Here is a 14,521-nt window from a genome sequence, read left to right as displayed (position 1 = left end):
ATAGGTAATAATAAGGGCCTGAGGCTGTTATATTTGTAAGCCGGATTTTTGCTCGATAAATCAACTTTTTGACAAGTTGAAAATCTAAATGTGTAGATAATATGAACCAACTAACGGATAAAATCCAGGACTTCTTTGAGAGTCAGGCTTTCGGGGTGTGCACGCATCTGGGTGAAAAGCTGGGTGTCGCTACATCCAGTATACGTCTGTTTTTTATTTATACCTCCTTTATAACGTTCGGCTCTCCGCTGATCGTATACCTTTCCCTGGCCTTTATTATGAACATGCGCAAACATCTGCGTAAGCGTAAACCCATCTGGGACTATTGACCGATCTTTCGTTTACCACGAAGGAAGAAGTCAACTATAACTATACCAGTATATAGACTTACTCTACTATAATGCGGGTATTGGTTACGCAGTTGCCTGCGCTTTCGCTGGTTATTACCGATAGCTCCTATAAAACTGATATGTGCCTGAAATACAGCGGTAAAGTTTCCTGTTTTACCCTTTAGCAGATACATAAAGGCCGCAAGCCAGTCTAGGGCTATACGCACGGGAAATTTATAGAGTAGCTCTGCCGTATCAAAGTGTTTGAAGATAAGGGCGAGGCCGTTTCGGAAGTTAAGATAGGTCTTGCGCGGGTTTTCATAGCCCAACGTACCGGCTCCTACATGGTATACTATACTCGCTCCACAATAGTATACCTGTTGATTATCACGATGAAGTTTCCAGCAAAGGTCTATTTCTTCCATGTGCGCGAAAAAATCTTCATCGAGTCCATTGAACTGGTGATAAGCCTTTGATCGGATCATGAGACAGGCTCCGGTTGCCCAGAATACCGGGCGTATATCATTATACTGTCCTTTGTCTTCTTCTACATAATCAAATATTCTTCCCCGGCAGAACGGATAGCCCAATGTATCCATCAAGCCACCGGCAGCACCGGCATATTCAAACACGCTACGATTATGATAAGAGAGTATCTTCGGTTGAAGAGCCGCTATAGATGGATTGCTGTCCAACAGCGCGATCATCGGTTGAAGCCACTGCGGAGTTACCTCTATATCTGAGTTTAGCAACACATAGTAATCGGCTTGTACCTGGCGCAGTGCGCGGTTATAGCCACCGCAGTATCCGTAATTATTATCGAGGCGAATGATCCTGACGGATGGAAAATCTTTTTCAAGCAGTGCGATCGACTGATCGGTAGAGCCGTTGTCAGCTACAATGATCTCTGCTTCGCGGGAGTGTGAGATAACAGCAGGGAGAAACTGTTTCAAAAATTTCTCCCCGTTATAATTCAGAATAACTACTGCGGTGTGGCTCATCCCATGAGGCCGCTTAAGTCTAAGCCCGGAATGTTGGGTAATAAACCTTCGGTGCTTTTGCGTAACTCTTCCTTGGCCAATACTTCGGCTTCTTCGGAAGCTTTATTTACTGCGGCTACTACCAGGTCCTGTACAATTACTTTATCATCACCTTTTAAAAGCGAAGGGTCTATGTCCAATGATACCAGTTGCTTCTTGCCATTTACAGTTGCCTTTACCATACCTGCACCAGCTTCACCATGTGCACGTACATTTACCAGATTATCCTGTGCTTCCTTCATACGGGCCTGAACTTCTTTCATCTTGCCCATCATTTTCATCATGTCAAACATACTGTATTGTTTTTACGGGGTCCGGAAATTAAAAGGCCAAAGGTACAAATAGTAAATGCGATTTACGAAGTAAACCTGTGTTCGATTGTCAGTACATGAATCGTATTTATTTTTTACGAATGAGGAAGAAAGAACCGGAGCGTTCAAATGTTCTTCCGAGCAAATCAGTGATGTTCGCTTTAAATACATACGTAGCTTCGGGCATGAGGGAGCCTTTATAGGTACCATCCCATCCGGCACCGGTAAGATCATCGGTGGTATACATCATCTCACCCCAGCGGTTAAAGATTCTCATCTCGAATTTCGCTACAAATTGTCCGTAAACGGTAAAGTTATCATTGAGACCATCGTGGTTCGGTGTAAAACCGGTAGGGTAAAAAAGATTTGGTTGCTTGATGGTCTCCAGAGTGTTGGATACAGACTCTGCCAAAGTTCCATCTACAGGGTAAGCATATATAGTATAATAGTATACCTGGTTATCTACATCCTGCGCATTGTCAGTATAGGTGGTAGCGGAGCCGGCATCAATAGTTTGAAGCAAGGTTCCACCGGCATCATATTTTTCGATAACATAATTCTTGGTGCCACCAGCCCAGCCGTTGTACGTTGTCCAATTAATGGTGATGACGTTGTTGCCCTGTACATTTCCCGTCAATGCTACCGGACAAGCTTCGCGGCTCTGTGCGCTGCGGTTGTTACATGCATCGATGTACTCAATCTTATAGCATGCTGCTGAAGCAGTGGTATATTCACTATCTGTAAAAGTAATCTGATCGGATGTACCGCGTGGCGTAAAGACCCCGTTGTCGGATTTTAATATAGTATACTCCGATGCATTGTAAGCCGGGTCTTGTATCCACGAGAGTTGTACTTCAGTGCCTGCCGGATTCACCACGGCACTGATGTTTTCAATAGCAGCCGGTATATCGCTTGAGAATGCGGTTACGGTTTTGGGCAGCGAAAGACTTTTAACATTACCAGGGTAATTTGATTCAAGTCTATAGGTGTACGATGTGCCACACACTACATCAGTATCGCTATACGCGCGTAGGTTGGCGGCAAGCGCAGGCGTTAATGCTGTGCTGTTTTTTACAACCGTAAAATTGGCAAGCGGATGTGCCCCGGACGCGTTCGCAGTATTCCACGTTAAGTTGTTCTGATTGTTTTGTGCCGCTATATCAAAGTTTGTACTGCATACGATAGGAGAAACTGCAGCTACATTATTCCCGCACGGGTTATACGTATCTACCCGGAAGCAATAATAATTGTCATCGGGGCGAATGCCTGGTATAGTCTCTGTGAGTGTAGCGGCCGCAGGACTATAGATCTGTTTATACTGTTGAAAGCTGGTGGCATTATTCGTAGCGATCATGAACCGGTACTGAATAGAAGGCGATGACGCAAAATCGACTTTAACAGAAGATGCATCGAGTACTTCGGTCTGAGATATAGTGGCGGCTGGTAAAGTTGCAGCAACCGTTACCGGCAATGTATTGCTTACACAGTTATCAGCAGTACCCGGTCCGTTGTAACCACGCACTGAAACGTTGCGGGTAGAGGGAGGCGGTGCCGCATAGGTATGAATATCGGTAGCAGCATTGGCAGGCTTTGTTACCTCTGCCGTAGCATCGTTATAGTTGAAGATATAGTATGCATATTTACTCTCCGTTACTTTAACCGATACCTGGTTGCCGTTACAGGAGTATGGTTCAAATGCAGGAGGATCGTTGGCAGTAATGGAAACGCCCACACTGTCGTTATCAACAACGGTGGTAGAGTATATAATTTTCAGTTTGAAATTGCCGGCTGTAGGATAATTCGCGATATCGCCACTTACGAAAGGTTGAGCAGGTCTGCCATCACCATAATCGATTACACAAAATATACCCCCGGAGCCACAGGCAGGCGTAACGTTGTGCGTAACCTGGATGTTCAATCCTGCACAGCCTTTTACCTGATCTACGGTAAATTTATTATTCAAGCTGTTATACTGACTCCAGCTTTTCCAGGAGATGAGCATCCCAACGAGAACTAGAATACAGGCTTTACCTCTCATGCTGGATAGTTAACTGGAAATTTCTTTAAAAATAATTCCGCCTTTGCAATGTCGTGATGCAATACGCGGTCATCTTCAATAAACGGAACATGTTCACGGAAAGTATGAACAAACTCTTCCAGGAGGGGAGAAGTTTTTAAGGGTCTTCGAAACATGAGCGCCTGCGCAGCCGTGATGAGTTCTATCGCCAGAATGGAGTATAGATTGTTGACAATTCTATACGCTTTGGTGGCAGCATTCGATCCCATACTCACATGGTCTTCCTGTCCGTTCGAAGATACGATCGAATCTACGGAAGCCGGAGTTGCCAGCTGTTTATTCTGACTCACCAGTGATGCAGCAGTATATTGTGGAATCATCAATCCTGAATTTATACCCGGATTCGCTACGAGGTAATTCGGCAGGTCGCGAACTCCGGAGATAAGCTGATACGTTCTGCGCTCCGATATATTGCCCAGCTCCGACAAAGCAATCGATAAGAAGTCTAATGCCAGGGCAAGTGGTTGTCCGTGAAAATTACCGGCCGATATAATGCGGTCATCTTCCGGAAAAACATTCGGGTTGTCGGTAACGCTGTTTACTTCGGTGAGAATAACATTGGTTACATACCCGATAGCATCCCAACTGGCACCGTGTACCTGCGGTATACATCGGAACGAGTATGGATCCTGTACATGCTTTTTAGGCTGACCGATCAGTTCGCTACCCTGTAACAATTCACGAAACGATGCTGCTGTTTTTACTTGTCCATGTTGCGGACGAATAGCATGCACCGGCTCCAGGTAAGGCTCTATGCGACCATCAAAGGCATCCAGCGAAAGCGCACCAATCATATTGGACAATTGCATCAGTCGGTGTGCATGGAGTGTACACCAGCTTCCGTATGCACTCATAAACTGGGTGCCGTTTAGCAAAGCAAGTCCTTCCTTCGCCTGGAAATGTATAGTTGACCAGCTGAGTTTCTGATTGATTTGTTCTCCCGTTAGTCGCTGCTGATTATAGTATACTTCGCCTAAACCAATTAATGGTAAAGTAAGATGTGCTAAGGGAGCGAGGTCGCCCGAGGCACCGAGTGAACCCATTTCGTAGATCACCGGGTACACCTGTTCGTTGAACATGGCCAGCAGCCTCTCCGTTGTATCAAGTTGTACTCCGGAGTAACCATAGGCCAGCGATTGTACTTTTAAGAAAAGCATCAGCTTCACAATCTCAACCGGTACCTCCGGTCCGGTACCGCAAGCGTGAGACTTTACAAGATTTTCTTGCAGTCTTTCGAGTTGATCGTGCGATATATTCCGGTTGTATAGTGAGCCGAAACCGGTGTTGATACCATAGATCGGTTGTTGCGTAGTAGCAAGTTTCTGATCGAGGTATTGACGACAGTGTATTATTTTTTGTTTGGCTTCTTCTGAAAGTTGCAAGGTAACATCTCCGGCCAGTATAGCGGATAAATCGTGAAGCGTTAATTGCCGGTCGGAGATGAAATGCACTGCCATGATTTGCTAAATATATTCAGTTCAGCGGAATATAGTATACGGAATGTTTATTGTTTATCGCTGGAGTTTTGAAATGATTTGGTCGATCGTAATCTTTTCCTGTTCACCTTTCTCCATGTCTTTAAACGGAAGTGAACCACTTTTTACTTCTTCTGATCCGATCACAATCGTATATGAAATTCCCTTTTTGTTCGCAAAGTCAAGTTGCTTCTTAAGCTTGGCCTGGTCAGGGTATATTTCCGAAGCTATACCGGCACTGCGCAGTTGTGTAAGTACACCTAATCCATAATGGAAACTCTCATCATCAAAATGACAAACCAATACAGTTGAAGATACCTGCGCATTTTTCGGGAAGAGTTTTAGTTCTTCCATAGCATCGTATATACGATCTACGCCAAAGGAGAAGCCTACGCCAGAAAGATTTTCTTTATCACCAAACGATTGGGTCAGGTTATCATAACGTCCGCCACCGCTCACACTGCCGATAGCAACGTTATTGATCTTTACTTCAAAGATACACCCCGTATAATAACTTAAGCCGCGGGCGAGTGCTATATCAAAATCAACGTGGTCGATAGTGGCTCCGTAACTTTTCAGAATGTTGAGGACTTCCTGCAGATCACGCAGACCATTCATGCCGTGCTGGGTTGTATCCAGGTGTGCTGCGAGAAAAGCGATCTTGTTTGTTGCCGATCCTTTAACACTCAGAATTTTGAAGAGTGTAGTGATGCTCGCATCGTCAAAACCTTTCGTGAGTAATTCCTGTCTTACACCATCTTCACCAATCTTATCAAGCTTGTCGATAGCAACGAACAGGGCTGTCTCATTTACAGCTTTGATGTATTCCGCTATACCTGAAAGTATACCACGGTGGTTAATCTTGATGCTATAGTCTTGTATACCGAGACCTTTGAATACTTCTTTGATCATGAGGATGATCTCGGCTTCGCAGATGAGTGAGTTTGTTCCCACTACATCGGCATCGCATTGATAGAATTCTCTATATCTTCCTTTCTGCGGTCGATCCGCTCTCCATACAGGTTGTATCTGATAACGCTTGAATGGAAAGCTAATTTCATTACGATTCATTACCACATAGCGCGCGAAAGGGACAGTGAGATCGTAGCGAAGACCTTTTTCAGATATATTAGAAGTTATGAGCTTTGAGTTACGTGCTTCAAGCTTTTGATTGTCGACATCTTTCAGGAAGTCGCCTGTGTTAAGAATTTTGAAGAGTAATTGATCGCCTTCTTCGCCATACTTTCCGGTAAGGGTGGAGAGGTTTTCCATCGCAGGGGTTTCCAGCGGTTGAAAGCCATACTTCTGAAATACCTTTCGGATGTTCTCGAAAATGAATTGCCGCTTGGCCATAACAACCGGCCCGAAATCGCGTGTTCCCTTTGGTAATGTCGGTTTTTCCATAATATGGCCGCAAAGCTAAACAGGAAATTGAGGATTTGAAGAGCATGGGCGCTGATAGAACCAAAATCCACCGCACAAAGAACTCAGCGAAGGCACAAAGTTTCTCAAAGGTATTTTTCTTTGTACTTCTTTGCGTGTTCTTCGTGAACTTGGTGCAATGGATTTAATAAAAAAGTAGATCAATACTTTGCAATTCAGAAAAACGCGGTTATTTTTGCGCTCCTTTTAAAGAAAAGTGCCATGGCTGTAACAAGACTTAAGAGAAAAAACCGTAAAGATAAAGCAGTATCAGCAGTAAGACGCCAGTCGCTGAAAATCCAGAATGCTAAACCGGTTATCAAAAACGTAGATATCGAAAAGATTAAAGAAGAATTCAAAGCTAACGCTTCGAAGAAAGCTTAATCATACGAAAGTATAACAAGAAGCCCTGTGCACAATCCGTGCAGGGCTTTTTTGTTTTATTCCTGAATCGTAAATAGCATCTGATTTTACGGGCTGCCCGCAGAACACGTGCAGCAATTTTTAAACTACACGCTAATCGTTTGTATTCATGCATCTGGTAAACTGGAACGTAAACGGAATTCGCTCGATCATTAAAAAAGATTTCTTGAAAGATGTAAAGGAGATGGATCCTGATATTCTTTGTTTTCAGGAAACCAAAGCAGCGGTTGAAGAAGTGCGCTCGGCACTTGAGCTTTTACCAGGTTATCATGTATACATCAATTCGTCCAAAGCCAGAAAAGGATATTCCGGCACTGCTATTCTTTCGAAAGAAGAACCGATCCAGGTAACGTACGATATGGGCCTGGAGGAACATGACCAGGAAGGTCGTGTGATCACAGCCGAGTATCCTACATTTTTCCTGGTAACAGTATATACACCCAACTCAGGTGAAGGACTCGCGCGCCTCGATTACCGCGAGCGCTGGGATAAAGAGTTTACGGAATACCTCAACTGGCTCACCCGCAGAAAACCAGTGATTGCCTGTGGCGATTTCAACGTGGCGCATCAGGCTATAGATATAGCGCGCCCCAAAGAGAACTATAACAAATCAGCCGGCTATACCCAGCGCGAGATCGATGGCTTTACACGCCTGCTTGAATCCGGCTTCATTGATACCTTCAGACGTTTTTACCCGGAAGAAGTGAAATATACCTATTGGAATTACCTGTTCAATGCCCGTGCTAAAAATACAGGCTGGCGAATTGATTACTTCCTGGTGTCTGAATCGATTATCGATAAGGTAAAAGATGCCGCCATTTATAATCAATACCTCGGGTCTGATCACTGCCCGGTAGCCCTTCGTATAGAATTGTAACGTTGTCGTATTTTCCGGTTGGCAAAACTGTTGCCTGATTTGTATCTTGAGTGATACAAGTATGTATATCTTGTATTCTACGCTAACCCCGGGAAATATACAAATGAAACTGATCGCTATAATTCTTCTCGTTATTGGAGCAGTGCCGCTCTACGCACAGGTGAACGGCCTGGAAGCACAGAACAATGTAAACATGCTGGGTGCAGGCAGCTATACCGCCCGCACATTTGATAATCGCTATAAAGGAGTAAAAGGCTCCGTTACCTTGCTGCAGGATTTTTCTCCCGCCAAAATTTACATGACTGATAAAAAGGTTGTTACCTATCCGAAAGTAAATTTCGATGCGCATGCAAACGAACTGATCATGGCCCGTAACGGCAGCGAATATGTTATTCATAAAAAACTGGTAAACCGGTTTAGTATATATACCGGTACGGATTCATTACATTTTACGAAAGTGGAAGCAGAAGATAACAAGTTGCTATATTTTCAGGTATTGGTGCCGGGGAATATTCAACTTCTCAAAAAGAATATAAAGATATTCAAAGAGGCTAGTTATCAGGGTGCATATAGCGCGGGCCGCGAGTTTGATGAATTTATAGACGATGAAAAATACTACGTTACCGCAGAAGGAAAACCACTAACGGAATTCAAGAATAAAAAATCACTGCAACAAATTGTACCGTCTGAGTACACCGATGAGATTGATCAGTATATAAGGAAGAATAACCTGAATCTAAAAGAAGAACAGCACCTGGTGATGCTGTTCCGTTACTTAAATGATATTGTTACGAAGCGCTGACGCGCTCGATCTCGGCACCGATCGCCTTTAAGCGACCTTCTATATTCTGATAACCGCGGTCGATCTGTTCTATATTCGAAATCTCGCTTGTGCCACTCGCAGAAAGTGCTGCGATGAGCAGTGCTACACCGGCACGTATATCCGGTGACGACATTTTGATACCTTTTAGTTTCTGTTTGCGGTCCAGACCAATTACGTTGGCTCGGTGCGGATCGCAAAGTATGATTTGTGCCCCCATGTCGATCAGCTTGTCTACAAAGAACAAGCGGCTTTCGAACATTTTCTGGTGAATGAGCACCGTTCCTTTTGCCTGCGTGGCCACTACCAGTATAATACTGATCAGGTCAGGCGTGAAGCCCGGCCACGGTGCATCGGAAACGGTTAAAATAGAACCATCGATAAATGTTTCAATCTCGTAGTGCTCCTGCGAAGGTATATATATATCATCTCCGCGGAATTCCATTTTTATACCGAGGCGCTTGAATATATCCGGGATGATACCCAGCATATCGATGCGGCAATTCTTGATCGTGATCTCGGATTGTGTCATGGCAGCAAGACCAATGAAACTACCAATCTCGATCATATCCGGAAGCATGGTATGTTCCGTTCCTCCCAGTTTGCTCACACCTTCAATGGTGAGGAGATTGGAACCTACACCCGAGATCTTGGCACCCATGCGATTCAGCATCATACACAGTTGTTGCAGGTATGGTTCGCAGGCTGCGTTGTATATAGTTGTTGTGCCCTTTGCGAGTACAGCGGCCATTACAATGTTGGCTGTGCCGGTAACGGAAGCTTCATCCAGCAGCATATAGCAGCCAGTAAGTTCAGAAGCATCGATGTGGAAAAGGTGTTCGCTGGAATCGAAGTTGAATTTTGCTCCCAGTTTCTGAAAGCCGAGGAAGTGTGTATCCAGTCTGCGTCTGCCGATTTTATCACCACCAGGTTTCGGCAAGCTTGCTTTACCAAAGCGCGCCAGTATCGGACCGAGCAACATAACGGAACCCCTAAGCGCAGCCGCCTTCTTGCGATACGTATCCGTCTCCAGGAATTTCATGTTGATGTCTGACGAGGTGAAGCGATAGGAACCTGTGCCCAGCTTTTCAACTTTACAGCCGAGGTCACCGATCAGTTCGATCAGTTTATTAACATCCACTATATCGGGGATGTTGTGAATCGTAATGGGCTCTGCCGAAAGAAGAACCGCGCTTACAATTTGTAATGCTTCGTTTTTGGCGCCTTGCGGAACGATTTCTCCTTTTAGTTTCTTCCCGCCTTTAATTTTGAATACACTCATTTAAAAACAATAGCTTATTATCAATGCCTGAAATTGACAAAATCGTACCTGATAAGATTTGTTATACCGCTGAATTACTGATCTCTTCTTCTGCGGAAATTCTGATTGCCACCTTTGTTCTTGTTGAAAGGGCGGTGTCCTCCCTGGCGCTGGTGCTGATGACCCCCGTTGCCCTGAGGTCTTACCTTCTTGCGTTCTTTATACAGCTTCTCGAACAGGTTGTCTTCGCGTACGCGATCGATCGTCATGTTCAAGGCACCACCCGACATCTGCTGAATGTCACGAAGGATAACCGAGTCATCCAGTGGTTCCTTGTTCCAGTTAGCGTAGAAAGTTTTCATCAGTTTGCCGAGGTATATAATGGCATCCTGGCGTTCCTGTGGATCTTCTTTCTTCAACGCCTCTTTTACAAGCTTCTCAATATTTTTACCATAGTGCTTGAAGCGGATGTTGCTCTGCGGATACTCAACCTTCATCGGTTTTTTGAAAAGTATCTCACGCTCCGGCACTGGGAAAGGATTGTTTACATCCAGGTTGAAATCGGCAATAATATACAGGTCGTCCCACATGCGCTGCGGATCATCGCCCTGCTCTTTAATAGAAGGCGTAAGTTGCTTGATGAGTTCGATCAATGTATAGGAAAGCTCCGTGCGCTTTTCTTTATCAGAGATAGTTCTGATATACTCTACCAGCTTCTGAACGTTGCGTCCGTATTCTTTCAAAATGATACCCGGACGTTGGGTGTTGTATTCTCCGATCATAAATTCTTATATGAGGTACGATTGTGATATTTCTCTAAATTATATCCTGGGCTTTATAGTAAACGAGCTGCTATATCTTCTTCAGGAAACGACACTCGTTATGAAAGCTGTATATTTCTGATGGATTTAGCCAAAAGTAAATCTACTTGTTATAAAGTATCAGGCGTTTTTCAGTCAGCCCTTATACTACGAAACGATTTCCGGCAGGGAACATTATGTTCCCAGTTCCTAACAAAGCTACAGGAATATATAAAAACGCCAAAATCAGTTTTCTACGATCCTCAGCTTGGCAAAGCTCAACAGCAGGGTTTTCTCGCCAATTTCTGTAAAATTGATCTTGGCCTTGCGGTCTGCGCCCGACATATCCATTTGTAATACGGTGCCAAAGCCGAATTTGGGGTGCTCTACTTTCATACCCTCTTTCAGAGATGAAGTATCGCTTGGTACAAAATCAGCCGGAGCTTTGTATGCCGTTGGTTTCTGTGCCGGAGGTGCAGAGGTAATAGTCTTTTTAATTCCCGTTACCAGCTTCTTCGCATAGTCACTCGGTGGCGCGGATTCGAGACCTGAGAATTTCGTACTTACCTTGATGAAGCTCTGATCGATATCATCCAGGAAACGACTCGGTTCACAGTTCTTCAATCTTCCGAAACGATAACGCGTTAAGGCGTAAGAGAGGAACAGGCGCTTCTCGGCACGTGTGATCGCCACATAGAACAATCGTCTTTCTTCTTCCAGTTCTGCGCGACTGCTGATCATCATCTGTGAAGGGAAGAGGTCTTCTTCCATCCCCACCATATATACATACTTGAACTCAAGTCCTTTGGCCATGTGTATGGTCATCAGTGTTACCTTATCAGGATCTTTGTCTTTATCTTCATCCTGACCAGTAACCAGCGATACCTCTTGCAGAAATGCACCCAACGTTTTGTCCTGGCGCTCCGGATCATCTACATATTCCTTGATCGCGTTCAATAATTCCTGAACGTTTTCGTAACGGCTTAACCCTTCAACAGTTTTATCTTCATATAGCTCACGAAGCAGGCCTGAACCTTTAGCAATTTCAAAGGCAGCATCGTAAGCATCTTTACGCTGTATCTCAATCGTAAAGCGTTTGATCATCGCTACGAAGTCATCGATCGGTCCGGCAACCCTTCCGCCAACAAATGGCGTTGCATTCTGCAGAATCTCCCAGATAGAAGTACCATGATCATTCGCTGCTACAACAATCTTGTCAACCGTTGAATCTCCTATACCACGCTTCGGTAAATTGATGATCCTGCGGAACGAAGCTTCATCCTGCTGGTTCATGGTAAAGCGCAGGTAGGCGAGGAGGTCTTTGATCTCCTTGCGCTGATAGAACGACAGACCACCAACAACTTTATACTTGATGTTCATTCTGCGCAGTGCTTCTTCTATAGCACGCGACTGGCTGTTGGTTCGATATAGTATAGCAAAGTCGCTGAACTTGAGCTGATGCTGCATTTTCTCCTGGAAGATAGATGTAGCCACCAGTCTTCCTTCTTCATTGTCGGATACAGCTTTGATCAGTTCAATAAGGTTGCCCTCTTCATTGGCAGTCCATACATTTTTAGGAAGCTGTGCACGATTTCGTTTGATCACCGAGTTGGCTGCCTGCACTATATTTTGCGTTGAACGATAATTCTGTTCAAGCTTGATCACTTTCAGATCCGGGTAGTCGCGCTCAAAGTTCAGAATATTCGTGATGTCGGCACCGCGAAACGCATATATACTTTGCGCATCATCACCTACTACGCATACATTCTCCTTTACAGAGGAAAGTTTACGGATGATATAATACTGACACAGGTTGGTATCCTGAAACTCATCCACCAATACATAGTGAATACGGTGCTGATATTTATTCAGTACTTCGAGGTGTTCTTTAAAAAGTTTATCAGTGTTGAATAACAGGTCATCAAAATCCATCGCGCCTGATTTGAAACAGCGCATGGCGTATGTCTTGTATATCTTGCCGATCTCCGGGCGCAGGTTGGCTGCATCATCGCCCATCAGCTCAGCATTGCGCAGGTAGTCTTCCCAACTGATCAAGCGGTTTTTTGCAGCAGAGATTCTGCTATATACGGTATTGACTTTATAAACAGTATCGTCAAGGCCCATTTCCTTTACAATTGTGCGGATGAGTGATTTCGAATCATCCGAATCATAAATCGTAAAGTCGTGCGGATAGCCCAGGTGATGTGCTTCTGCGCGCAGAATTCTGGAGAACACAGAGTGAAAAGTTCCCATCCATAAATTACGGGCATCGTGGCCAACAACTTTTTCAATACGCTCGCGCATTTCTTTTGCGGCCTTGTTGGTAAAGGTCAGCGCCATGATGCTGAACGGATCAACACCTTTCTGTTGAATAAGGTGTGCTATGCGATAGGTTAGTACGCGTGTTTTTCCGGAGCCTGCACCGGCAATAAGCATGCACGGACCATCTGTTGTAAGTACACCTTCGCGCTGAGGTTCATTAAGGGTTGCTAAATAATCGGTCATAATCAGGGCGCAAATTAAACATTAAAGGTTGACATCCTTTTAATCAATTTCAACCTTCAGTACTTTTGAAAAAATCTTTTTTCTTGAACTCAAAACTTTCCGCGCAAGTTCCATTTTTTCAGTCTGACGGACTCAGTGTAACTGCTGTAGAACCGTGGTTTAAAGTAAAGGTTCAGCTCATAGAACGTTACGTGCAATCATTCATCGTGAATGCTGCCGGAAGAGTGGATGATATTGTGCTGGTTGACCTGTGTGCAGGCAGTGGTCTCTTCTCATTCGGACATCAGAAAGAAATTTTTGCCGGTTCTTCTTTGTCTTTGCTCGCTGCTAATCTGCCTCTATCACAATGGATTCTGTGCGAGCGCGATCATGAGCAGATGTATGCGTTGCAAAGTCGTGCAGATCGTTTCTTCCGCAATAAAAATATACTGTTGCTGGACGAACCGCTAGATGCACTGGCCGACAGACTTCGCTCCGCTATTCCACAAACAAAAGGAAACAAGAAAGCTGTTCTTTGCCTGGTCGATCCGTTCTCATTCGAAATACCTTACGCGTTACTGGATAAACTCGCAGCGTGCGGATTTAGTTTCCTCATACCGTTTACCTGGATGATGAATCAACGTATGAGCTACGCTTTTTACCTCGAAGAACACCGCGAGCAATTGAAGCGATACCTCGGCATTGCCGATCTGCAGCGACTCGCCAATGTGCAGAGCAACCAGCAATTTTATAAACACATGGTACGCATTTACCAGAACAACATGCTGGTGCTGGGACTTAACACCGCGTTGTCGGTGCATAAACTTGAGTCCAGGCTAATGGAGCTCCCCGCGTACTACATCGGCTTCTTCTCCAAGAAATTTTCAACCAAAGCTGTGCTCAGCGATGTGCAGGAGAGTGAGCACGTGCAATTTGAGCTGTGGTAAGTATATATATACTACGGCGCGCTCAGCCCGGCAGAGTAAAGTATATAGTCAGTACCTATATTTTTACTTCCTGGCAGAGTACACGGACAGCCCGGTATATTTTATATCCCTATATATATACCTTACGAGACGGTATTTTTAAATTTTCTTCTCCGTTTTTTTGAGAGATGCTATAGCAGCATGCAAACGATTTTAAATTTTGAACAATCGGTTGTTGTTGGTTTTATATTTTGTTATAGTATATATTATCTGTAT

Annotated in this window: 13 protein-coding genes; 5 read left to right on the top strand and 8 right to left on the bottom strand. The window is 44.4% G+C overall.

The features are described from left to right. Window positions 1-101: 101 nt before the first annotated feature. A complete protein-coding gene (locus ACFQ21_RS05915) occupies window positions 102-329 on the top strand; it encodes a PspC domain-containing protein (protein WP_377576173.1) in 228 nt (75 codons plus the stop codon). Here ACFQ21_RS05915 and ACFQ21_RS05910 read toward each other — a convergent pair. The 5 genes from ACFQ21_RS05910 to hisS all read right to left on the bottom strand — a co-directional run bounded on the left by ACFQ21_RS05910 (window position 323) and on the right by hisS (window position 6,636). Beyond that, window positions 323-1,330, bottom strand: a complete 1,008-nt coding sequence (locus ACFQ21_RS05910) for a glycosyltransferase family 2 protein (RefSeq protein ID WP_377576170.1) — start codon at window positions 1,328-1,330, stop codon at window positions 323-325. The genes ACFQ21_RS05915 and ACFQ21_RS05910 overlap by 7 nt on opposite strands. Further along, entirely contained in the window at window positions 1,327-1,662 is a 336-nt protein-coding gene (locus ACFQ21_RS05905; protein ID WP_377576167.1) for a YbaB/EbfC family nucleoid-associated protein, read from the bottom strand. Before ACFQ21_RS05905 ends, ACFQ21_RS05910 begins: the two co-directional genes overlap by 4 nt. Before the next feature lie 106 nt (window positions 1,663-1,768). After that, complete coding sequence (locus ACFQ21_RS05900; RefSeq protein WP_377576164.1) at window positions 1,769-3,718, bottom strand: T9SS type B sorting domain-containing protein; 1,950 nt, start codon at window positions 3,716-3,718, stop codon at window positions 1,769-1,771. Further along, window positions 3,715-5,214, bottom strand: a complete 1,500-nt coding sequence (hutH, locus tag ACFQ21_RS05895; RefSeq protein WP_377576162.1) for a histidine ammonia-lyase — start codon at window positions 5,212-5,214, stop codon at window positions 3,715-3,717. The genes ACFQ21_RS05900 and hutH overlap by 4 nt, the downstream gene beginning before the upstream one ends. A 54-nt stretch (window positions 5,215-5,268) precedes the next feature. After that, window positions 5,269-6,636, bottom strand: coding sequence for a histidine--tRNA ligase (gene hisS / locus ACFQ21_RS05890; RefSeq protein WP_377576159.1), 1,368 nt, complete (start codon window positions 6,634-6,636; stop codon window positions 5,269-5,271). A 240-nt stretch (window positions 6,637-6,876) separates the two neighbouring features. On the opposite strand from hisS, the gene ACFQ21_RS05885 reads away from it, so the two are divergent. The 3 genes from ACFQ21_RS05885 to ACFQ21_RS05875 all read left to right on the top strand — a co-directional run bounded on the left by ACFQ21_RS05885 (window position 6,877) and on the right by ACFQ21_RS05875 (window position 8,756). Then, window positions 6,877-7,038, top strand: coding sequence for a hypothetical protein (locus tag ACFQ21_RS05885; protein WP_377576156.1), 162 nt, complete (start codon window positions 6,877-6,879; stop codon window positions 7,036-7,038). A gap of 148 nt (window positions 7,039-7,186) precedes the next feature. Beyond that, window positions 7,187-7,954, top strand: a complete 768-nt coding sequence (locus ACFQ21_RS05880) for an exodeoxyribonuclease III (protein ID WP_377576154.1) — start codon at window positions 7,187-7,189, stop codon at window positions 7,952-7,954. A 103-nt stretch (window positions 7,955-8,057) separates the two neighbouring features. Then, window positions 8,058-8,756: a hypothetical protein gene (locus ACFQ21_RS05875; protein WP_377576151.1), complete on the top strand. Its 699-nt coding sequence runs from the start codon at window positions 8,058-8,060 to the stop codon at window positions 8,754-8,756. On the opposite strand, the gene murA is transcribed toward ACFQ21_RS05875, so the two are convergent. The 3 genes from murA to ACFQ21_RS05860 form a co-directional block, all read right to left on the bottom strand. Next, window positions 8,743-10,056: a UDP-N-acetylglucosamine 1-carboxyvinyltransferase gene (gene murA / locus ACFQ21_RS05870; RefSeq protein ID WP_377576148.1), complete on the bottom strand. Its 1,314-nt coding sequence runs from the start codon at window positions 10,054-10,056 to the stop codon at window positions 8,743-8,745. The genes ACFQ21_RS05875 and murA overlap by 14 nt on opposite strands. A 74-nt stretch (window positions 10,057-10,130) precedes the next feature. Continuing rightward, window positions 10,131-10,817: a DUF4290 domain-containing protein gene (locus tag ACFQ21_RS05865; RefSeq protein WP_377576145.1), complete on the bottom strand. Its 687-nt coding sequence runs from the start codon at window positions 10,815-10,817 to the stop codon at window positions 10,131-10,133. Between the two features lie 264 nt (window positions 10,818-11,081). Then, a complete protein-coding gene (locus ACFQ21_RS05860; RefSeq protein ID WP_377576142.1) occupies window positions 11,082-13,340 on the bottom strand; it encodes an ATP-dependent helicase in 2,259 nt (752 codons plus the stop codon). Window positions 13,341-13,423: 83 nt separating this feature from the next. On the opposite strand from ACFQ21_RS05860, the gene tcmP reads away from it, so the two are divergent. After that, window positions 13,424-14,266, top strand: a complete 843-nt coding sequence (gene tcmP, locus ACFQ21_RS05855) for a three-Cys-motif partner protein TcmP (protein ID WP_377576140.1) — start codon at window positions 13,424-13,426, stop codon at window positions 14,264-14,266. Window positions 14,267-14,521 lie beyond the last annotated feature (255 nt).

The sequence above is a fragment of the Ohtaekwangia kribbensis genome (genome assembly GCF_042676245.1).
In the GTDB taxonomy this organism is placed as follows: domain Bacteria; phylum Bacteroidota; class Bacteroidia; order Cytophagales; family Cyclobacteriaceae; genus Ohtaekwangia; species Ohtaekwangia kribbensis.
The sequence above is the reverse complement of the archived record's forward strand: the minus strand, read 5'-3'. Positions and strand labels throughout refer to the sequence as shown.

Coding starts and splice junctions, on each gene's coding strand:
- ACFQ21_RS05910 (WP_377576170.1), bottom strand. CDS start 1,330: ATGAGCCACACCGCAGTAGTTATTCTGAATTATAACGGGGAGAAATTT.
- ACFQ21_RS05880 (WP_377576154.1), top strand. CDS start 7,187: ATGCATCTGGTAAACTGGAACGTAAACGGAATTCGCTCGATCATTAAA.
- hisS (WP_377576159.1), bottom strand. CDS start 6,636: ATGGAAAAACCGACATTACCAAAGGGAACACGCGATTTCGGGCCGGTT.
- ACFQ21_RS05905 (WP_377576167.1), bottom strand. CDS start 1,662: ATGTTTGACATGATGAAAATGATGGGCAAGATGAAAGAAGTTCAGGCC.
- ACFQ21_RS05875 (WP_377576151.1), top strand. CDS start 8,058: ATGAAACTGATCGCTATAATTCTTCTCGTTATTGGAGCAGTGCCGCTC.
- hutH (WP_377576162.1), bottom strand. CDS start 5,214: ATGGCAGTGCATTTCATCTCCGACCGGCAATTAACGCTTCACGATTTA.
- ACFQ21_RS05865 (WP_377576145.1), bottom strand. CDS start 10,817: ATGATCGGAGAATACAACACCCAACGTCCGGGTATCATTTTGAAAGAA.
- ACFQ21_RS05885 (WP_377576156.1), top strand. CDS start 6,877: ATGGCTGTAACAAGACTTAAGAGAAAAAACCGTAAAGATAAAGCAGTA.
- murA (WP_377576148.1), bottom strand. CDS start 10,056: ATGAGTGTATTCAAAATTAAAGGCGGGAAGAAACTAAAAGGAGAAATC.
- ACFQ21_RS05900 (WP_377576164.1), bottom strand. CDS start 3,718: ATGAGAGGTAAAGCCTGTATTCTAGTTCTCGTTGGGATGCTCATCTCC.
- ACFQ21_RS05915 (WP_377576173.1), top strand. CDS start 102: ATGAACCAACTAACGGATAAAATCCAGGACTTCTTTGAGAGTCAGGCT.
- ACFQ21_RS05860 (WP_377576142.1), bottom strand. CDS start 13,340: ATGACCGATTATTTAGCAACCCTTAATGAACCTCAGCGCGAAGGTGTA.